Source organism: Ruegeria sp. HKCCA4812 (genome assembly GCF_013034245.1).
Taxonomy (GTDB): domain Bacteria; phylum Pseudomonadota; class Alphaproteobacteria; order Rhodobacterales; family Rhodobacteraceae; genus Ruegeria.
Map to the genome: position 1 here is coordinate 129,550 of NZ_WQFQ01000004.1, position 20,169 is coordinate 149,718.

The 20,169-nt window shown below is 59.3% G+C and carries 18 protein-coding genes; 11 read left to right on the plus strand and 7 right to left on the minus strand.

Going from position 1 to position 20,169, the window contains the following annotated elements; genetic code table 11:
• Nucleotides 1–49: 49 nt before the first annotated feature.
• Both putA and GOW04_RS13105 read left to right on the plus strand, forming a co-directional pair.
• Entirely contained in the window at nucleotides 50–3,448 is a 3,399-nt protein-coding gene (gene putA / locus GOW04_RS13100; protein ID WP_171232845.1) for a bifunctional proline dehydrogenase/L-glutamate gamma-semialdehyde dehydrogenase PutA, read from the plus strand.
• A 42-nt stretch (nucleotides 3,449–3,490) separates the two neighbouring features.
• The gene (locus tag GOW04_RS13105; RefSeq protein WP_171206233.1) at nucleotides 3,491–4,234 is read left to right on the plus strand and encodes a rhomboid family intramembrane serine protease; all 744 of its coding nucleotides are present in this window, start codon (nucleotides 3,491–3,493) and stop codon (nucleotides 4,232–4,234) included.
• A gap of 18 nt (nucleotides 4,235–4,252) precedes the next feature.
• Here GOW04_RS13105 and GOW04_RS13110 read toward each other — a convergent pair whose 3' ends face one another.
• Together GOW04_RS13110 and GOW04_RS13115 are read right to left on the minus strand one after the other, a co-directional pair.
• Complete coding sequence (locus GOW04_RS13110) at nucleotides 4,253–5,038, minus strand: inositol monophosphatase family protein (protein WP_171118687.1); 786 nt, start codon at nucleotides 5,036–5,038, stop codon at nucleotides 4,253–4,255.
• Between the two features lie 98 nt (nucleotides 5,039–5,136).
• A complete protein-coding gene (locus GOW04_RS13115; RefSeq protein WP_171119037.1) occupies nucleotides 5,137–6,042 on the minus strand; it encodes a LysR family transcriptional regulator in 906 nt (301 codons plus the stop codon).
• Nucleotides 6,043–6,136: 94 nt separating this feature from the next.
• On the opposite strand from GOW04_RS13115, the gene metF reads away from it, so the two are divergent.
• Nucleotides 6,137–7,003 carry a methylenetetrahydrofolate reductase [NAD(P)H] gene (gene metF, locus GOW04_RS13120; RefSeq protein WP_171232846.1) on the plus strand — a complete coding sequence of 289 codons (867 nt, stop codon included), beginning with the start codon at nucleotides 6,137–6,139 and terminating at the stop codon, nucleotides 7,001–7,003.
• A 230-nt stretch (nucleotides 7,004–7,233) separates the two neighbouring features.
• Entirely contained in the window at nucleotides 7,234–7,899 is a 666-nt protein-coding gene (locus tag GOW04_RS13125; RefSeq protein ID WP_171232847.1) for a J domain-containing protein, read from the plus strand.
• A gap of 49 nt (nucleotides 7,900–7,948) precedes the next feature.
• On the opposite strand, the gene GOW04_RS13130 is transcribed toward GOW04_RS13125, so the two are convergent.
• Nucleotides 7,949–8,467 carry a YHS domain-containing (seleno)protein gene (locus GOW04_RS13130; RefSeq protein WP_171232848.1) on the minus strand — a complete coding sequence of 173 codons (519 nt, stop codon included), beginning with the start codon at nucleotides 8,465–8,467 and terminating at the stop codon, nucleotides 7,949–7,951.
• Nucleotides 8,468–8,702: 235 nt separating this feature from the next.
• Here GOW04_RS13130 and yghU point away from each other — a divergent pair, with 235 nt between their 5' ends.
• Nucleotides 8,703–9,581, plus strand: coding sequence for a glutathione-dependent disulfide-bond oxidoreductase (gene yghU, locus GOW04_RS13135; RefSeq protein WP_171232849.1), 879 nt, complete (start codon nucleotides 8,703–8,705; stop codon nucleotides 9,579–9,581).
• Between the two features lie 60 nt (nucleotides 9,582–9,641).
• Here yghU and GOW04_RS13140 read toward each other — a convergent pair whose 3' ends face one another.
• Both GOW04_RS13140 and GOW04_RS13145 read right to left on the minus strand, forming a co-directional pair.
• Nucleotides 9,642–10,430 (minus strand): SseB family protein, encoded by a 789-nt coding sequence (locus tag GOW04_RS13140; RefSeq protein ID WP_171232850.1) that lies wholly within the window; start codon nucleotides 10,428–10,430, stop codon nucleotides 9,642–9,644.
• Entirely contained in the window at nucleotides 10,423–11,034 is a 612-nt protein-coding gene (locus tag GOW04_RS13145) for a uracil-DNA glycosylase family protein (RefSeq protein WP_254430145.1), read from the minus strand. Before GOW04_RS13145 ends, GOW04_RS13140 begins: the two co-directional genes overlap by 8 nt.
• A gap of 224 nt (nucleotides 11,035–11,258) precedes the next feature.
• Here GOW04_RS13145 and GOW04_RS13150 point away from each other — a divergent pair, with 224 nt between their 5' ends.
• Genes GOW04_RS13150 through GOW04_RS13165 form a run of 4 tightly spaced genes read left to right on the plus strand, consistent with a single transcriptional unit; the run spans nucleotide 11,259 to nucleotide 15,824 of the window.
• The gene (locus GOW04_RS13150; RefSeq protein ID WP_152458943.1) at nucleotides 11,259–11,918 is read left to right on the plus strand and encodes an ABC transporter ATP-binding protein; all 660 of its coding nucleotides are present in this window, start codon (nucleotides 11,259–11,261) and stop codon (nucleotides 11,916–11,918) included.
• Nucleotides 11,896–13,473: a capsule biosynthesis protein gene (locus GOW04_RS13155; RefSeq protein ID WP_152458944.1), complete on the plus strand. Its 1,578-nt coding sequence runs from the start codon at nucleotides 11,896–11,898 to the stop codon at nucleotides 13,471–13,473. Before GOW04_RS13150 ends, GOW04_RS13155 begins: the two co-directional genes overlap by 23 nt.
• 5 nt (nucleotides 13,474–13,478) lie before the next feature.
• Nucleotides 13,479–14,312: a 3-deoxy-8-phosphooctulonate synthase gene (gene kdsA / locus GOW04_RS13160; RefSeq protein WP_171232851.1), complete on the plus strand. Its 834-nt coding sequence runs from the start codon at nucleotides 13,479–13,481 to the stop codon at nucleotides 14,310–14,312.
• Nucleotides 14,313–14,327: 15 nt separating this feature from the next.
• Nucleotides 14,328–15,824, plus strand: a complete 1,497-nt coding sequence (locus GOW04_RS13165; RefSeq protein WP_171232852.1) for a phosphomannomutase/phosphoglucomutase — start codon at nucleotides 14,328–14,330, stop codon at nucleotides 15,822–15,824.
• A gap of 47 nt (nucleotides 15,825–15,871) precedes the next feature.
• Here the strand turns inward: GOW04_RS13165 and GOW04_RS13170 are convergent, their stop codons facing one another.
• On the minus strand, nucleotides 15,872–17,881 hold the full coding sequence (locus GOW04_RS13170; RefSeq protein WP_254430146.1) for an AsmA family protein: 2,010 nt from the start codon (nucleotides 17,879–17,881) through the stop codon (nucleotides 15,872–15,874).
• A 40-nt stretch (nucleotides 17,882–17,921) separates the two neighbouring features.
• Here GOW04_RS13170 and rimO point away from each other — a divergent pair, with 40 nt between their 5' ends.
• Nucleotides 17,922–19,310, plus strand: a complete 1,389-nt coding sequence (gene rimO / locus GOW04_RS13175) for a 30S ribosomal protein S12 methylthiotransferase RimO (RefSeq protein WP_171232853.1) — start codon at nucleotides 17,922–17,924, stop codon at nucleotides 19,308–19,310.
• 112 nt (nucleotides 19,311–19,422) lie between these two features.
• Nucleotides 19,423–19,782: a hypothetical protein gene (locus tag GOW04_RS13180; protein WP_171232854.1), complete on the plus strand. Its 360-nt coding sequence runs from the start codon at nucleotides 19,423–19,425 to the stop codon at nucleotides 19,780–19,782.
• A gap of 136 nt (nucleotides 19,783–19,918) precedes the next feature.
• Here GOW04_RS13180 and GOW04_RS13185 read toward each other — a convergent pair whose 3' ends face one another.
• Complete coding sequence (locus tag GOW04_RS13185) at nucleotides 19,919–20,107, minus strand: hypothetical protein (RefSeq protein ID WP_050604769.1); 189 nt, start codon at nucleotides 20,105–20,107, stop codon at nucleotides 19,919–19,921.
• Nucleotides 20,108–20,169 lie beyond the last annotated feature (62 nt).

Sequence of the window (20,169 nt, forward strand, 5' to 3'; positions counted from 1 at the left end):
CGTTGTCCTGATTTTTCCGCATTATATTATCACAAAGACCGGAGGACATATGTCACACAGCCTGCGCACCCTCATCGATACTTCCACCTATGCCGATCAGTCGGCAGTTCTTGAGACACTGATCTCTCAGGCCAGCCTGACGGACACGGATCGCAGCGCCATCGGCGCCGCGGCTGCGCAGCTTGTGCGCGACATCCGGTCCAGCACTTCTCCGGGGTTGATGGAGGTGTTTCTGGCCGAATATGGCCTATCCACCGACGAAGGCATCGCCCTGATGTGTCTGGCCGAAGCGTTGCTGCGCGTGCCGGATGCCGACACAATTGACGCGCTGATCGAAGACAAGATCGCGCCCTCCGATTGGGGCAAGCATCTGGGGCAATCCTCGTCCTCGCTGGTGAATGCCTCGACATGGGCACTGATGTTGACCGGAAAGGTTCTGGACGAGGGCAAGGCGTCTCCGGTCGGGGCGCTGCGCGGTGCGATCAAGCGGTTGGGCGAGCCGGTGATCCGCACTGCCGTGGCGCACGCGATGAAAGAGATGGGCCGGCAGTTCGTTCTGGGGGAAACCATTCAGTCCGCCATGGACCGCGCACGCGGGATGGAGGAGAAAGGCTATACCTATTCCTACGACATGCTGGGCGAAGCAGCCCGAACCGAAGCGGACGCGGCGCGCTATCACCTGTCCTATTCCCGCGCCATCTCGGCCATTGCCGAGGCCTGCATCCATGACGACATCCGCGCCAACCCGGGCATTTCGGTAAAACTGTCCGCTCTGCACCCCCGTTATGAGCTGGCACAGGAACAGCGTGTGATGGACGAGCTGGTGCCGCGGCTGCGGGCGCTGGCCCTGCTGGCAAAGGCGGCCGGAATGGGCCTGAACGTCGATGCAGAAGAGGCGGATCGCCTGTCGCTGTCGTTGCAGGTGATAGAGGCGGTGATGTCCGACCCGGCCCTTGCCGGCTGGCACGGGTTTGGCATCGTGGTTCAGGCCTATGGCCCGCGCGCAGGCCTGGTACTGGATACGCTGTACGGCATGGCCGAACGTCACGATCGCCAGATTATGGTGCGATTGGTCAAGGGCGCCTATTGGGATACCGAAATCAAACGCGCGCAGGTCGAAGGGGTGGATGGCTTTCCCGTCTTCACGCACAAGGCGGCAACCGACGTCTCCTATATCGCCAATGCACGCAAACTGCTGGGCATGACCGATCGGATCTATCCGCAATTTGCCACGCACAACGCGCACACGGTCAGCGCCATCCTTCACATGGCCAAGGATCAACCGTTCGAGTTCCAGCGCCTGCACGGCATGGGCGAGACCTTGCATCAGATCGTGATGGGCAAGCAGAACACCCGGTGCCGCATCTATGCACCGGTGGGGGCGCATCGCGACTTGCTGGCTTATCTGGTTCGGCGCTTGTTGGAGAACGGTGCGAATTCATCCTTCGTCAACCAGATTGTGGACGAGGATGTGCCACCGGAAGTGGTCGCCGCCGATCCGTTTGTTGCGATCCGGACCCCTCCGCCCGCACTGCCGACCGGGCCGGAATTGTTCCAGCCTGAAAGACCGAATTCCAGGGGTTTTGACCTGCATCACACACCAACCCTGGATCAGATTGATGCGGCACGGGATCAGTTCCGCGCCCATCACTGGTATGCGCAACCCTTGCTGGCCGACGCGGCCAAACCCGATGCGGATGAGCCGGTGATCAATCCGGCACGGCCGCAGGACAGGCCCGGCGCGGTGGCCCCAGCCAGCGCGGCGGATGTGGAAATGGCACTGGCCTCGGCCAACCCCTGGGATGCCCCAGCTGCCGAACGCGCCCGCATCCTCAATGCCGCAGCCGATCTTTACGAAGCCCATTATGGCGAGTTGTTTGCCCTGCTGGCACGTGAGGCCGGGAAGTCGCTGCTTGATGCGGTGGCCGAACTGCGCGAGGCGGTGGATTTCCTGCGTTACTATGCAGCCAACATGCCCGATGCCGAACCCGCGGGGATTTTCACCTGCATCAGCCCGTGGAACTTCCCGCTGGCGATTTTCTCTGGGCAGATCTCTGCTGCGCTGGCAACCGGAAACGCAGTTCTGGCCAAGCCTGCGCCCCAGACGCCCCTGATCGCACATCGTGCCATTCAGCTTATGCACGAGGCGGGGGTACCACGCGATGTGCTGCAACTGTTGCCAGGTGGGCCCGCCGTGGGTGCGGCGCTGACGTCGGATCCGCGCGTCTCGGGCGTGGCCTTCACCGGGTCAACAGCCACCGCGCTGAAAATCCGTGCGGCGATGGCCGGATCCATGCGCCCCGGTACGCCGCTGATTGCGGAAACCGGCGGTCTGAATGCAATGATCGTCGACAGCACCGCCCTTCCCGAACAGGCCGTGCAGTCGATCATCGAAAGCGCCTTTCAGTCGGCGGGCCAGCGCTGTTCCGCCCTGCGCTGCCTGTATTTGCAGGAAGACATCGCCGATGACGTTCTGACCATGCTCAAAGGGGCGATGGATGCGCTGTCGGTCGGCGACCCCTGGCTTTTGTCGACGGATTGCGGACCGGTGATCGACGAACAGGCCCGCCAGGGCATCGCCGAGCATGTGACCAAGGCGCGCCACGAAGGGCGGGTGCTGAAAGAGCTTCCGTTGCCGCCCGAAGGTATCTTTGTTGCTCCGACACTGATCGAGATCCCCGGCATCGCCGCGCTGGAACGCGAGGTGTTCGGCCCGGTGCTGCACGTCGCCCGGTTCAAGTCGCAAGAGATCGACAAGATCATCGCCGATATCAACGCCACCGGATACGGCCTGACCTTTGGTCTGCACACCCGCATCGACGACCGTGTGCAGCATGTGACCGAGGCGATCCATGCGGGCAACATCTATGTGAACCGCAATCAGATCGGCGCCATCGTCGGGTCTCAGCCCTTTGGTGGCGAAGGATTGTCAGGCACGGGCCCCAAGGCGGGCGGGCCGAACTACATGATCCGGTTCTGCGCTCCCGACCGTCAAAGCACGGCGGATACCTGGGGCGCCGTGGCTGATCTGCCTGCGGCACAAGGTCAACCTGCGCAGGTCAAAACCCGGTCCCTGCCCGGCCCGACCGGTGAATCAAACCGCCTGAGCGAGTATCCCCGTCCGCCTCTTCTGTGCTTGGGACCCGGAGAGGCCGCAGCGCGTGCGCAGGCCGATGCTGTACTCGCGCTGGGTGGCACCGCCATTCAGGCGACCGGGATGCTTGACCTGCACCGGTTGGAAAACCTGACCGGCATTTCGGGCGTGTTTTGGTGGGGAGATGACGAAACAGCGCGGCTGATCGAACAGCATCTGGCGCGCCGCGACGGCCCGATTCTGCCGCTTATACCCGGCAAGCCCGACCGCGCGCGTGTTCTGGGTGAACGCCATGTCTGCGTGGACACGACCGCGGCGGGCGGAAACGCAGCTTTGTTGGGAGGTGCGGCATAAGCTTGCCTTGACGCTGGACGCACAAAAGCCCAGCGTCACGGCATGTTTCCGATCCGCGACCATAACCCCTCGGGGCGCACACCTTATGTTGTCTATGCCTTGCTGGCGGCCAATACCCTGATATTCCTCAGCTATGCGGGGATCATGGATGATGGGCCACGGATCGGCAGGCTGTTTTTCGACTACGCCATCATCCCGGCGCGGGTCAGCGACGGGTTCGGACTGGAAACCCTCGTGACATCCATGTTCCTGCACGGGGGGTGGATGCACTTGGCGGGCAACATGCTGTTTCTTTGGATCTTCGGTGACAATCTGGAAGACGAGATGGGCCATCTGCCCTTCCTGCTGTTTTACATGGCGGCTGGAATCGGCGCGGGCCTGATTCACGTCATCACCGGGCCCGAGTCCCAAGTTCCCACTGTTGGGGCCTCGGGCGCGATTGCGGGCGTGATGGGCGGGTATCTGTTGCTGTTCCCGAAAGCACGGGTGGATATCCTGCTGATCCTGATCGTCTATTTCAGGGTCTTTACCATTCCCGCCTTCATCATGCTGGGCGTCTGGCTGGCGATACAGTTCTTTGGCAGCGTCACCAGCAATCCGGACGAAGGCGGCATCGCCTATTGGGCCCATACCGGAGGGTTTGCCGTTGGCCTGTTCCTGTGCATACCGCTGTGGCTGAGACGCGGCGGAATTCAGTTCTGGGATCGCACCCATGGACACCCGCCCCACCCGGAGGCGAAGTACAAGCTGTCACAATCCCGCATTCCGCGCGTTCCGCGCCGCTAAAGCTGGTTCAAAGGGCGCCTAGCCCCGGATCACCTTGGCGAACTGATCGAAGATCGGTTCGTTCGAACAGATCACTTCACCATCTTCCAGCACGTTGCCTTCAGGGTTCAGCGCCTGCACGAAACCGCCAGCCTCTTTGACGATGATCACACCGGCGGCCAGATCCCAAGCATTCAGGCGGCGTTCCCAAAAGCCTTCGTATCGGCCTGCGGCCACGTATGCCATATCCAGCGCGGCGGCGCCCCAACGACGCACACCGGCGCAGGCGGGCATCAGACGCGCCAGATCCTGCAAAGTCGCAGGCAGATCCGAGCGGCCACCAAAGGGCAAACCGGTCGCGAAGACCGATTCAATCATGCGATGACGACCCGACACGCGAATACGGGTGTCGTTCATCCAGGCGCCCTCACCCTTTTCAGCAAAGAACATCTCGTCCTTGGCGGCGTCATAGATCACGCCGGCAACGATCTTGCCCTTGTGTTCCAGTGCTATGGAAATCGCCCAATGCGGCAGGCCGTGCAGGAAATTGGTGGTGCCGTCCAGCGGATCGACGATCCAGCGGCGGGTCGGATCCTCGCCATCGATGGAGCCGCCCTCTTCGGCCAGCCAGCCATAGGTCGGCCGTGCGCCCAGCAGCTCTTCTTTCAGGATGGCTTCGGCGGCGATGTCGGCCTTCGAGACGAAATCACCAGCGCCTTTCATCGACACCTGCAGATTCTCGACTTCACGGAAATCCTTAACCAAAGAACGCCCCGCCTTGCGCGCGGCCTTGATCATGATGTTGAGATTTGCGCTGCCAACCATTGTCAAAAGGCTCCTGTCCGGTCAAACCGCGCGTATACTGCCGCAATGCGCCCTTGCCAAGAGGAATGATGCGCATAACAGACCCGCAGGAAACGCCGTTACTGGGATTGCAGCTTGCGCGCTTCTTCCCGGGCCAGTTTCACCAGTTCCTGCACAAAGGGTTTCTCCAGATCTTCCGACCGGACCGCGGCATAGAGACGCCGTGTAATACCCTCTTTCGTCAAGGGTCTGGTGACGTAGTCCGAGTTGTATTTGACCTCGCGCACGACCCAATCCGGCAGCACTGAAATGCCCCGGTTCGATGCAACCAGCAGCAGAATGACGGCGGTCAGTTCCACCTGCCGGATCGTTGCAGGCTCAACCCGTGCCGGGATCAACAGCTGGCTGAACACATCCAGACGCGTGCGTTCCACCGGATAGGTGATCAGGGTCTGGCCGCGAAAATCCTCGGCCTCGACAAAGCCTTTCTTGGCCAGGGGATGGGTCGAAGCGGCCACAAACACCGCGTTATAATCAAAAAGTTCGACAAATTCGACGCCCGGCAGGTCTTCGGGATCGGACGAGACCACCAGATCGACCTCTTCCTTCTGCAAGGCCGGAAGCGCGTCGAAGGCCAGACCGGGGCGGATATCGACATCGACGTCACCCCAAGATTTCCTGAAGGATTCGAGCACCGGGAACAGCCATTCGAAACAGGCGTGGCATTCAATGGCTATGTGCATCCGCCCTGTGCGCCCGTCCCGCAGCGAAGAAAATTCATTCTGGGCGGCTTCGACCTGCGGCAGGATCTGCTCGGCCAATCGCAACAGGCGCAAACCGGCAGCCGACAGTTTCATGGGTTTGGAGCGGCGCAGAAACAGCTCGACCCCGGCCTGATCCTCCAACCCTTTGATTTGATGGCTCAATGCGGACTGGGTGATGTTCAACTGATCCGCAGCGCGGGCCAGCCCGCCGCATTCATGGATCGCCTTGATGGTGCGCAGGTGCCGGAATTCAATATGCATTTCAAACAGCATTCATGTTGTTGTTGAGTAATATGAGTTTGTTTCACAATGCTTGCCATGGCACAAGAGGCTCAGTTGATCCAGTGAGGCCACAATGTCCAAACCTGAAATTTCCTTCGAGTTCTTTCCGCCCAAAACTCTGGAAGCCTCTTTCCGCCTTTGGGACACGGTCCAGACATTGGCCCCTTTGGATCCCCGCTTTGTTTCCGTCACCTACGGCGCTGGTGGCACGACGCGTGAACTGACACGCGACGCGGTTTCGACCCTGCACAAGTCATCGGGCCTGAACGTGGCCGCTCATCTGACCTGTGTCGATGCTTCGCGGCAGGAAACGCTGGAGATCGCAGACACCTTTGCCCGCGCCGGCGTGCAGGACATCGTCGCCCTGCGCGGCGACCCGCCAAAGGGTCAGGACAAGTTTGTGCCGCACCCCGACGGGTTTTCCAGTTCAGTCGAACTGATCGAGGCTCTGGCCGAAACCGAAATGTTCAGCATCCGTGTCGGGGCCTATCCCGACACCCATCCCGAGGCTGCAAACATGGCTGCGGATGTGGACTGGCTGAAGGCCAAGCTGGACGCAGGCGCAGACGAAGCGCTGACACAGTTCTTCTTCGAAGCCGAAACCTTTTTTCGGTTCCGCGATGCTTGCGCCAAGGCCGGTATCGACAAACCGATCGTGCCTGGTATCTTGCCGATCGAGAACTGGGCAGGTGCTCGCAACTTCGCCAAGCGCTGTGGCACGCATATTCCCCTGTGGGTCGAACAGGCGTTTGAAAAGGCGGTGCGCGACGAGCGTGAGGATCTGTTGGCCACGGCAATCTGCACAGAGCTGTGTTCAGACCTGATCGAAGGCGGCGTGGACAAGCTGCACTTCTATACACTGAACCGTCCCGAACTGACGCGCGATGTCTGCTTTGCACTGGGCATTACACCGAGCGTTGAGTTGGAAAACGTCGCCTGACTTTCAAAAAACCCAATGATTCGCCCGGGTTACGTTTACGCCCGGGCGTTTGTCGTTTCAGAAGATGTGCACTGTTTCACAACCCCGCCCCTGAAACGGCGCCTTTGAGGGACAATTGAATCTCAGCATCGCGATTGTTGTCCCCAGCCCGGCAAATCATCCCAGAAATTTGACAAAACTATGACTGTGACCACACTGGTTCTGTGTAGTTTGTAAAGAGTGTTTTGAGTATGGAACCTGTCGATAAAGTGCGGGCGCGCGCGGATGCGTTGGCGGATCTGGGGTTGAGTCCCTGCGCCGGTTCCCAAGAGATCAGGGACGCCTGGAGGCAGATCGCCTTCCATTCACATCCCGATCACAAGGATGGGGACAGTTCCGGTTTTTCGCGCGCCAAAGCGGCATATGATTTTCTGCGCAAGGAAGGGTTGGTTACAAAAGGTGGTGCCAGTTCCGGCCCTCCGCAACCACGCCGACCCCGCTTGAAAAAGCGCATCATCGAACTTCCGCTGGAGGATATCGCCGCCTGCAAGGCGATGCTGAATCCCGACCAGAGGTTGCCACAAATGCCGGATGAAGCGGATGTTCAGGACAGATCTGATGCATGTGTCTCGGATCACGTTCCCGACGCGGTCGGGTGTTACGGGCGGCATCTGACCTATTTTGTCACCACGCCCGTGCATCATGGGGCAAATCGCGTGGCCTTGCCAACGACCGTCCTGACCAACGCGCGCCACACCGAGGCTGAAATTCTGAGCTTTCAGTCAAAAGACACCGGCGCCGGAGAAGTCATCATCCCCGATACGATCCGCGAACGGAAGTTTCCGGGCGCCAAGAGCGTGCGGATCAGGTTTGATGCCGATCAGGATATTCGGGATCAATTCTGGCTTGCGGGGTAACGGCCTGGGCCCGGCTGAACCAGCCGGGCCCTGATCTTGTGTTGCCGGATCAGTTTGCGATCGGGCCTTCAGACGTAAATTTCGGGATCACATTGGTAGAAGCGTCGCTTGGTTCGATACCGGGCCAGTTTCCTTCGGCAAGATTGATATTGCCTGGAATGTCTTCCTCGAAAAATCCGACGACCACGTCGGTGATGTTGAGATACAGCTTGTCATCCACGATCCGCCACAGGTTCGGATTTGCCGGAACCTTGCCACCACGCGACACGCCGTAAGCGCAGTGCCCATCATATTGCGGCGCGTAGTATGCTGGGTTTTCAAGAAATTTGTCGCGGTTTTCCTCGGTCGCAAAAGCCCAGGTCGCACCGTTGTATTCGGCGGTGATGTTGGCATTTCCGCGCACACCTTCGGGCTGCGACTGGCCCACCGGCATCTGATCCAGGCTGCGATAGGCAACGACATCATAACCCGAAACAGCAAAACCTGTACCGTCGATATATTGAGGGCCGGCCAAAGCCGGAACCGCCAGCGCTATGGCCGCAGCGAGTGTCAATGCAAAGCGTTTCATGTCGTTCATCCTTTTCGGGTCAACTAAGTCCGTGATGCCTTGCGGCAGGTCTGACAGGACAATATGCGATTCCCAAGCGCTGCGTAGTCCCCCTAACGCCGCTGTGACCCGACACGAGAAAACGTGAGAGTTTGGCGGCGGATTGTTACAGAATACGCCAGTTGAGTGGGGTTGGACTCGGCGGTTTGCAATATTAGCTGTATGGCAGCCCTGACATAGGCAAGAAAGGCAAGAGATGAGCGACCAACCCTCCTATACCCCTCCAACGGTCTGGACCTGGGACAGTAAAAGTGGCGGACAATTCGCCAACATCAACCGACCGATCGCCGGAGCGACCCATGACAAGGACTTGCCCGTCGGACAGCATCCTCTTCAGCTGTACTCGCTCGCGACACCCAATGGCGTGAAAGTCACGGTGATGCTGGAAGAGCTGCTGGCACTTGGTCATGAAGGCGCTGAATACAACGCCTGGCTGATCAACATCGGAGAAGGCGATCAATTCAGCTCGGGCTTTGTCGAGGCCAACCCGAACTCGAAAATCCCCGCGCTTTGGGATCGGTCGGGCGACAAACCTGTTCGTGTTTTTGAAAGCGCCTCGATCCTGTTCCATCTGGCCGAAAAGTTCGGCGCGTTTCTGCCGGCATCCGGCCCCGAGCGAACCGAGGTGATGAACTGGGTGTTCTGGCAGATGGGCAGCGCGCCGTATCTGGGCGGTGGATTCGGGCATTTCTACGCCTATGCACCCGAGAAATGGGAATACCCGATCAACCGTTTCGCTATGGAGACCAAGCGCCAACTGGATGTTCTGGATCGTGAACTGGCGGAGAAAACCTTCATCGCGGGCGAAGACTATTCCATCGCCGACATGGCGATTTGGCCCTGGTATGGCCAGTTGGTTCTGGGCCGCCTTTACAGCGCGGCAGAGTTCTTGGACGTGGAATCCTACAAGAACGTCATGCGATGGGCCAAGGCTATCGACGCGCGCCCTGCGGTTCAGCGCGGCCGCATGGTCAACCGCGCCTTTGGCGAGCCGCACACGCAGCTTCACGAACGCCACGACGCCAGCGATTTCGAAACCCGCACGCAGGACAAGTTGGAAGCAGCGGCGGAATAAACACATCCCGGGCGCAACGACACGCGGTGCAGCTTGCGCCGCGTGTTTGCGTTTGGATGGTTATTTCAGAATGGGTGGGTTGTCCGGATTGCTGCCGGGGGCTTCGCGGACCGCTTCGGCAATTTGCGGCTGGGGCAGATCAAACCGAAGGCCCACCTTGGCCAGAAGCGCGGCGGCGGCCTCGCTTGCGGTGAAAAACCCGACATCCATTGCGCCTGCCTCGATCCCGGAAAAGGTCAGCGCCTCGGACGCGGCCTTGGCCAAAGCGGGCTCGGCCCCTTCAATCGCATCGACAAATCCCAACAGATGGCCCTGCGCGCCCGATTTGGACTTGGTGGCAACCAGATAGGCTGCGCTGGCAAGTCCGCCCGCCGTCGCCAGTTTCGCATCCAGTGCGGTCAGCAGGTTCTGCGGCAGACCGGCAGGGGGCAAAAACTCGGCAAGCTCTTCCTCGACCTCTTGCGGGCTGTGTTGCAACGTTTCAGCCAACCATTCCAAGGCTTCTGCAGGGACCAGCATCGAAGATGGCGCAGTCTCCAGGTTCAAACCAAGCCCGATGCCCTGCCCCGACAGCATCCCCGAAAGCACCCGCCCCGACAGCGCCACATAAGGCACGGGCCGCCCGGCAAACTGCGCCAGCCGGTCCTCACGATCAAAGGCCAGAACAAAGCGCCCGTCAGCCACATCGAACAATTCGGGCGAGATATTTTCGTCCCGCGCTTCTTCGGTCAGCATCAGAAACAGCTCGCTATCGGCAAGCCGTTCAAAGAAACGCAGACGGGCGGCATCACTTGTCGGGTCCGCCTGCATCGCGGCATGCGCAGTGTCCAACGCCGTGGATTCAGTCATTCAGCACCTCTTGGACCCGTGTACGCAAAACAGGCAGCAGTTCAGCCTCGAACCACGGGTTTTTCTTCAACCATGCCGTATTGCGCCAGGACGGGTGAGGCAAGGCAAAGACCCGCGGCGCATGGTCCCGCCAGTTGCGAACGGTGTCCGTCACCGACCCGCGCGCGCCAAGATGAAACTTGTGTGCATGACCTCCAACCAACACGGTCAGCGGCACACGCCCCAGGTCCTGCATCACCCGGTCGTGCCAGGTCTTGCGGCAAATCGCAGGTGGCGGAAGATCAGCATTGCGCGCATCATACCCAGGAAAGCAGAACGCCATCGGTACGATCGAAACACGGTCGCGATCGTAAAAAACCGACTCACCAATCCCCAGCCAGTGCCGCAGCCTGTCGCCGGACGGGTCGGTGAAGGGCCGCCCCGACTCGTGCACACGGGCGCCCGGTGCCTGCCCCGCGACAAGGATCGGTGTTCCGGGGCGGAACCAGACCACCGGGCGCGGCTCGTGTGCGGTTTCTGTTTGCGCGAACCTGTCGGCACACAAGCGGCAGGCGCGGATTTCCTGACGTAACGCGTTCATCTGATCCTGAAGGCCGCTGCCCATCCGGTCTGTTGTTGGCTGCCAAAACAGATAATAACGACCTGACGCGGCACCAAGTGACCGATAACCTTTGCTGCACCCAATCAGACATTCATGCGCGCAACCGGACCGCATTGATCATTTGTTTCATAATTCGACATAATGTAGCCAACATGGGACGGTAAAAAATACCCTTTCTGGCCGCCCGCAAGTGCGACAACACGAACGAAACGAGCAGCAGACCCCGAATGCTAGAATTCGACAACGTCAGCAAATCCTTCTGGACCGGAACGCGCCGCAAGGTGATTCTGGATCGGGTCTCGTTTCGGGTCGAACTGGGCACCTCACTGGGCGTTCTGGCCCCGAACGGAACCGGAAAAACCACGTTGATCAACATGATGGCCGGCCTGGAGAAACCCGACGAAGGCGTGGTCCGTCGCGAATGCCGGGTTTCTTTCCCCATGGGGTTCACCGGTGGCGTGTCGGGAAAACTGTCAGCGCTTGAGAACGCGCGCTACATCGCCAAGATCTACGGTATGGACCCCGACTATATCGAGGCCTACTGCAAATGGCTCTGCGGTCTGGGCGAATATTTCGACCAGCCCCTTGCCACTTACTCCTCTGGGATGAGGGCGCGTTTCACCTTTTCTTTGATGCTGGCGCTGGACTTTGACATGTATCTCATCGACGAAGGGATGCCGGCAACAACAGATGTCGAATTCAACGAAAAGGCAGGGGCGATCCTGAAGGAAAGGTTGCGCACGACGACTTTGGTGATCGTATCGCACAGCCCGTCCGTGTTGGAGAAATTCGCCCAGAAAGCGGCCGTACTTCTGGACGGGCAATTGTATATGTTTGACTCCTTGGAAGAGGCAAAGCAGCTTTATGACTACGAAACCCAAGGTTAGAAAATACAACTGGCGCCGCAGACGCCAGACGGAAAGTTCGGCCGAGGCGCGATCGGACGCCATCTCGCGTATTCGCAACGCGACGCAGGGCCCCGAGGCCGCCGGCGAAGCGCAGCCCGGCACGCAGCTGGATGACATCAAGCGCGAAGGCCTGACGGGCCGTCAATTGCGTATCGCACGACGTCTGGCGCAGAAACATGGTCTGGCCGCGACGTCGGACTATGACGCGGTGCGATTGCTGCGCAAAAAGGGCATCGACCCCTTCCAGCGCACCAATCTTCTGGACCTTGCCGCCGCAAGGCCGTCGGACGAGGGTGACAAACCCAAGGACAGGATCAACGTTCAACTGCCGCAGGCCATGGGTGCAGAGAAAACAAACCTGCCCGGGCCCGAGCTCAGCCCGGCTGAGCGGCGCAATTTTGAAATTGGCCAAATCCAAAAAGACATCGCCCGTCGTCGCAAGCGTAAATTGTTTGGACTGTTTGCGCGTCTGGCGGCCTTTGTGTTCCTGCCGACCTTCATTGTCGGCTTCTATTTCTACCGCATCGCCACGCCGATGTATGCCAGCGATTCCGAATTCCTGATCCTGCAAGCGGATGGCGGACCGGGCAATATCGGCGGTCTTCTTGCCGGTACGCAATTCGCCACCACGCAGGATTCGATCTCGGTTCAGTCCTTTCTGGAATCGAAAGAAGCTTTGCTGTTGCTGGACCGCGATGCCGGGTTTTCTGATGTCTTCAAGCAGGAATGGATCGACCCTATTCAAAGACTGGCACCGGACGCCTCGCTTGAAGACGCCTATAAGCTGTTCAAACGCATGATCACCATCGGCTATGACCCGACCGAAGGGGTCATTCGGATGGAGGTTGCCGCCCCCGACGCGCAGACATCGACCGAATTTTCCGAGCGCCTGATCTCTTATGCCGAAGACAGGGTGAATGCCTTGTCCGGAAAAAAACGTGAAGACCAGATGCGCGACGCGCTGCAAAGTTTCGAAGCGGCGCAGGAAGCGCGCAGGCAGGCTCAGGAAGAGTTGATCGAGCTTCAGCTTCAGGGCGCGGTTCTTGACCCCGAAAACGTCATTGCCAGCCTGCGTGCCCGCATCAACGAAATCGAAATACTGGTTCAGGACAAAGAGCTTGAGCTCGCCGCGCTTCAGGACAACCTGCGCCCGAACAAGGCAAAGGTTGATGGCGTCAAGGCAGATATCGCCCGCCTGGAAAAAGTTCTGAGAGAACTGAATGCCGAGATGCAGGATGCCTCGGACGGCGAAAACTCGCTGGCGCGGCTGAGCGTGCGTATCCAGATCGCGCAGGCGGACCTGGCGGCGCGTGACATGATGCTGCAAACGGCAATGCAGCAAATGGAAGCGACCCGGTCCGAAGCCAACCGGCAGGTGCGCTATCTGACCGTCTCGGTCAACCCCGTTCCCAGTCAGGAACCCAGTTATCCGCGCAAGTTCGAAAATACGATTTTGGCATTCCTGTTGTTTGCTGGTATCTACCTGATGATCTCGCTTACCGCGTCGGTCCTTCGTGAACAGGTATCCTCATAAAACTCATGAAACATGTTAAAATCTCCGACCTGACAGTCGGCAACGACCTTCCGCTGACCATCATAGCTGGGCCATGTCAGCTTGAAACGGCAGACCATGCGCAGATGATTGCGGGCAAGATGAAAGAAGCCTGCGACGCAGCCGGGGCGCAATACGTCTTCAAGGCGTCTTATGACAAGGCGAACCGAACATCCCTGTCGGGCAAGCGTGGCATGGGCATCGATGCGGGGCTGAACGTACTGGATGACATCCGCAAAACGATGGGTATCCCGGTTCTGACCGATGTTCATACCGAAGCGCAATGCGCCATCGCCGCCGAGGCGGTGGACGTTCTGCAAATTCCGGCATTCCTGTGCCGTCAGACGGACATGCTGCTGGCGGCCGGGAACACCGGCAAAGCGGTCAATGTGAAAAAGGGGCAATTCCTTGCACCCTGGGAAATGACCAACATCGTCGACAAAATCGAAAGCACCGGAAATCAGAATATCCTGCTGACCGAACGCGGCACCTCATTTGGCTACAACACGCTGGTTGCCGATATGCGTGCGCTGCCCCAAATGGCGAAAACCGGGTATCCGGTGGTGATGGACGCCACCCATTCCGTGCAGCAACCCGGAGGCAAGGGCGGGTCTTCGGGCGGACAACGCGAATTTGCACCGGTAATGGCCCGCGCCGCCGTTTCTCTGGGTGTTGGGGCCGTGTTCATCGAAACCCATCAGGACCCGGACTCGGCCCCATCGGACGGGCCAAATATGATCCCGCTCGACCAGATGCCCCAACTTGTTGACACATTGATGCGATTTGATGCGCTTGCTAAAGCGAATCCGATACAGATTTAACGATTGAGACTTGTTATGATCAAACCCCTCACCGAGGTAACACCCAACAGCTGGAACTTTCTGCGCGACGCGATGATCACGCCCACCGGGTTCCGTGAATACGATGCCCGTTGGAAATATCCTGAAGAGATCAACCTGCCCGGCATGACCGCACTTGGGCTGGGGCTTGGCACACAGATGCACAGGCGCGGGATCGAGCCTGTGATCGCAGTCGGCAACGACTATCGCGACTATTCACTGGCGATCAAGAATGCCCTGATGCTGGGCCTGATGCAGGCTGGTATCCGTGTCAAAGACATCGGCCCGGCCCTCAGCCCCATGGCCTATTTTGCGCAGTTCCATCTGGATGTGCCCGCAGTGGCCATGGTCACCGCCAGCCACAACCCGAACGGCTGGACCGGGGTCAAAATGGGATTTGACCGCCCGCTGACCCATGGCCCGGATGAAATGTCGGAACTGCGGGACATCGTACTGAACGGCGAGGGCGTCGCGCGCGAAGGCGGCTCGTACGAGTTCGTCGATGGCGTCAAAGAGGCCTATATCGACGATCTGGTCGGCGATTTCAAAATGTCCCGCCCGCTGAAAGTGGTTTGCGCAACCGGGAATGGTACGGCTTCGGCCTTTGCGCCCGAGATTTTCGAACGGATCGGGGTTGAGCTCGTGCCCAGCCATAACCGGCTGGACTATACGTTCCCCAACTACAACCCGAACCCGGAAGCCATGGAGATGTTGCACGACATGGCCGCCACGGTGAAATCCAGCGGTGCCGATCTGGCGCTTGGGTTTGACGGTGACGGAGACCGCTGCGGCGTCGTCGATGATGAGGGTGAGGAGATCTTTGCCGACAAGGTTGGCGTGATCATGGCGCGTGATCTGGCCAAGCTTCACCCCGGATCGACCTTTGTTGCGGATGTGAAATCCACCGGTCTGTTTGCCAGCGACCCCGAGTTGCAGGCCCTGGGCGTCAATGCCGATTACTGGAAGACCGGCCACAGCCACATGAAGCGCCGCGTCAAGGAAATCGGGGCACTGGCAGGGTTCGAAAAATCAGGCCACTACTTTCTGGCCGAACCGATCGGGCGTGGATACGACTGTGGAATGCGTGTCGCAGTCGAAATCTGCAAACTGATGGACCGCAACCCGGGCAAAAGCATGTCGGACCTGCGCAAGGCCCTGCCCAAGACCTGGTCCACCCCCACGATGTCGCCCCACGCCGCCGATACCGAGAAATATGAAATCCTTCAGCGGCTGGTCGACAAGCTGGTCGCCAAGGGAGATGCGGGCGAAACACTCGCTGGCCGCGCAATCAAAGAAGTGGTCACGGTGAACGGCGCACGCGTGATTCTGGACAACGGAAGCTGGGGCCTGGTGCGGGCTTCGTCCAATACCCCCAATCTGGTCGTCGTCTGTGAAAGCAGCGAAAGCGAGGCAGAGATGCGCGCCATCTTCGCGGACATTGACGCCGTCATCCGAACCGAGCCCGGTGTCGGCGATTACGACCAAACCATCTGAACACAACTGCTTGGGGCATATCACGATGCCCCAAGCACGATGGTTGCTCAGTCGCCGCCGAATAATTTGAGCAGACCTTTTTTTGCCTCTTCTTCAAGTTTATTCTTGATGGCGTCTTCGATCTGATCACTGTCGGTGATCGTCGTATCCAATTCGTTGCCGACCTTTTCAAAAACCTTCTGTTTGGCGTCGTCTTCTAGTTCCTTGACCTTCACATCCGCGGCCGCCTCGATCACCTTGGTCAGGTCCGGCTTGATCGCCGGATCGCTCCAGGGGCCTTTGATGTGAACGGGAACCGATATCCCCTGCCCGGAATTGGCACGCAGCGCCACGGGCGTGAACAGATAGTCGATGTTTCGAGCTCCCAGATCCACTGTACCGGTGCCATCTGCGCGGAAATTCTTCAGTGACATGAGCAGGTCGCTGTTCGTCAACACGCCCTGGTCGATGGTGAAACTGGCCGTCAGGCTGTTGAACACGGTGGTTCCGCCTGATCCGGTGCCCTGCCCCATCAATCGGTCCAGATCGAGCCCGGAAATCACTCCGGGACCGACATCCAAGTTTCCCTTGCCGCTGAGGGACCGCATGATCTGATCCTCGGATTGGCCGACGCCCAGAAACTCAAACGCTCCCGCAGCGGTTCCCGACAGGCGTTTGACCCCGGCCATCGTGGTCAGTGCCTGTTTCAGATCGATCCCGGTGGCGGTCACGTTGCCGCCGACAGACAGGCCGTTGCGGTTGTTGGCCACCACCTGACCGTGCAACTGACCCGCAAACAGCGTGGCCGGGTGCATTTCCAGAACGGCCCGCGACCGATCCAGCGACAGGGTCAGGTCACTTTTGCCGAACGTCATTCCGGGCACGGCGATCGAGTTGGCCGTCAGGCGAATCTTACCGTTCGCCAAGGCCAGAGCGGACGCGTCGATAGACTCCTTCGACCACCCCTCAGGTGCAGGAGCGTTTGCCTGAGACGTGCCGCTTGGGGCAGAACCCGTTTCGGAAATCCGCGACAGATCCAGATCACCGGCATCCAGACGGGCCACGAGACGCGGCGGGTCCGAGATGGTGATATCCGCCTCGCCCACAAACCGGTTGTCATCCAATTGCGCAACCATGTTCCGCATGGAAATCCGACCGTCCTGCGTATACGTCATATGCGCTGAAATGTCGGCGATTTTGCCCAATCCGGGCGGTACGGATGTGCCAACCTGACCGAAGGCGGCAAGCATCCTTTCGGTGTTCCGCGTTACGACCTTGGTGGTTCCATCCATTTCACCCGCAAGATTGACGCGCCCGTCAAATCCGATCTCTCCGCCCGGGGCCGCCAAAGCCAGTTCCAGATCAGTCACTGACCCGGCGGCAAATGCCGGTAAGTCCGGGATTTTCAGGTCAACCTGAACCGCTCCTCCAGGCACTGGCATGGCGGCCTCCATCACCAACGGGGCCGCCACCTCGGGCCAGCTTGCAGATAGCGTCACGCCCGAGAAATCCATCTGCGTCGAACCATTTTCCACGTAAATCAGCCGTGCATTTGTCAGCTCCAGCTGATCCAGCGTGACCTGCCCCGAGGGCTCAGCCGGCGTGGGCCCCCCGGTCGCGACCGCAGTTGTCGCGGTTGTCGGGGCGCTCAACTCCCAATTGCCGCGCCCATCTGATCGTTCCAACCGCAACACGGGATTGTCTGCAAAAACTCGTTTTATCCGCAGATCCCCATTCAACAGCCCGGCAGCGTCCACTCCGACGGCCAGGCTATCCGCGCTGAGCATCGGCTCCGGTCCGGCCCAGCTTGCGTTGCCGAAATGCACCGGTCCGGTTTCCATCCCGACCACCGGCCAGAAGGAAATGCGCACATCACCGGTCAGCGTCAGATCACGCCCGGTCTGGGCCTTGACCTGCTCGGCCAGAATCGCGGCAAGCTTTTCCCCCGGCATCAGTAACAGTGCGCCAATGATCAACGCGATCACGGCGACAACGATAAACAGGATGCGCATCAGCCATTTCATATTCTGCTCTCCGCCTTTTGGCTTGTCATTGCCGTGATCATTCAAATCACGCATCACATTTGCAAGGGCAAGCTTTCCCGACTATATGCCGCGCATGACGACAAACCCGCCGAACCTCCGCCCCGACCTGGCACCTTCTGCCCGGATCACCGAGACACCCCAATCGAACCAGCCGACCATCGGCATGGTGTCGTTGGGCTGCCCGAAGGCGTTGGTCGACAGTGAACGCATTCTGACCCGGCTACGTGCCGAAGGATACGGCATTTCGCCAGATTATGCCGGGGCCGATGCTGTCATCGTGAACACCTGCGGGTTCCTCGACAGCGCCAAAGCGGAATCGCTGGACGCGATCGGAGAGGCGCTGGTGGAAAACGGCAAAGTCATCGTGACCGGCTGTCTGGGGGCCGAGCCGGATTACATTCGCGAACATCACCCCCGCATCATGGCTGTCACCGGCCCACACCAATACGAGCAGGTGCTGGATGCGGTGCATGCCGCCGTGCCCCCCGATCCTGATCCTTTCGTGGACCTGTTGCCCGCCAGCAGCGTGCAGTTGACGCCGCGCCATTACAGCTATCTGAAAATTTCCGAAGGCTGCAACCACAAGTGCAAGTTCTGCATCATCCCCGACATGCGCGGAAAACTGGCCAGCCGCCCGGCGCATGCGGTTCTGCGCGAGGCGGAAAAGCTGGTGCAAAACGGCGTGCGTGAGCTGCTGGTGATTTCGCAGGACACCTCGGCCTATGGGCTGGACCGGAAATACGACATCAACCCGTGGAAAGATGGTGAAGTGCGCAGCCATATCACCGATCTGGCGCGCGAGCTGGGGCAGCTCGATGCCTGGGTGCGGCTGCACTATGTGTATCCCTATCCGCATGTGCGAGACCTGATTCCGCTGATGGCGGATGCCGGGTGCAACGTGCTGCCTTATCTGGATATCCCGTTTCAACACGCCCACCCGGATGTGCTGAAACGCATGGCCCGCCCGGCCGCGTCGGCCAGAACGTTGGATGAAATCAAGGCCTGGCGCGCGATCTGCCCGGATATCACCCTGCGATCGACCTTTATCGTCGGCTATCCGGGCGAGACGGAGTCGGAATTCCAGACCCTGCTGGATTGGATGGACGAGGCTCAACTGGATCGGGTCGGGTGTTTTCAGTATGAAAACGTCGATGGCGCGCGGTCAAATGACCTGCCCGATCAAGTTCCGGCCGAAATCAAGCAGGAACGCTGGGATCGCTTCATGGAAAAGGCACAGGCGATCTCGGAGGCCAAGTTGCGGGCAAAGGTCGGACAGACGCTTGAGGTGATCGTGGACGAGGTCGATCACGAGGCCGCCACCTGCCGCACCAAAGCAGACGCGCCCGAGATCGACGGCAACCTGTTCATCGATGAGGGGTTCGAAAACCTCAAGCCCGGTGACATCGTCACGGTCGAAGTGGACGAGGCCGGAGAATACGATTTGTGGGGCAAGCCTGTCTAAGGTCCGACACCGCGTCGAGCACACGGCATATGGGCAAAGCGTGAACCGAGTTTATTGGCCGAACACGCGGTCAGACCCGATCTTGGACTGAAAGCCAATCATGGAGGTTTTCATGTCTCGTATCTTCAAGCTTGGCCTGAATTGCGTGGTTTTCCTGATGGCCGCGCATTTCGTGGCCACTCCCGGGTACGCCCAGCCTACACAGGTCGGCTCTGCCGGATTCATTACGGTTGGCGGCAAACATCTAAGCTTTCACAAAAACGGCCGTCACAAGATAAACCGGTATTACGTGGCCCCGAAGGCCAAGTCACATGTCAAGCGGCCCAAGGCGCATATCAAAAAGCCGGCCCCTGTTTATCGATACACCGCTCCCAAACGGCGTGTCCTCGGGCATATCCCCTACAGGTCGGTCAAACGACAGAAATTCAAGTCATTCAAGTTCAAGCATACCTACGGCTTCAAAAGGCACTAAACAGGGTTCACGCAACGCGAAGAACGCAACCTGTCCGATAGCCGAGAAATCGCAGGCAAGAAAAAACCGCCACGACTGGTGACGGTTTTTCCCGAAAGCGTACAGGCGGTCCGGGTCCGGGCCGCCTGCGAATGGCTTACTGAGTGATTGGGTCACAGACCGTCTGGCCAGCCTCGGTTGTGGCCAATTGATAACCACCCGGACAGCTGGGTGTGCCGGCTTTGTCATAGCTGGGCTGAACGTAAACAGGTGTCGGTTCTTCCTGCTGCGCACAGGCAGTCAGGATCAGTGCAAATGCGCCAACGGCAGCGAGTTTCAGTTTCATGTCCGTCAATCCTTTATTACTTTTCTGATATTGCCCAGCTTTTCGGGGCCAAGTTAAGAATA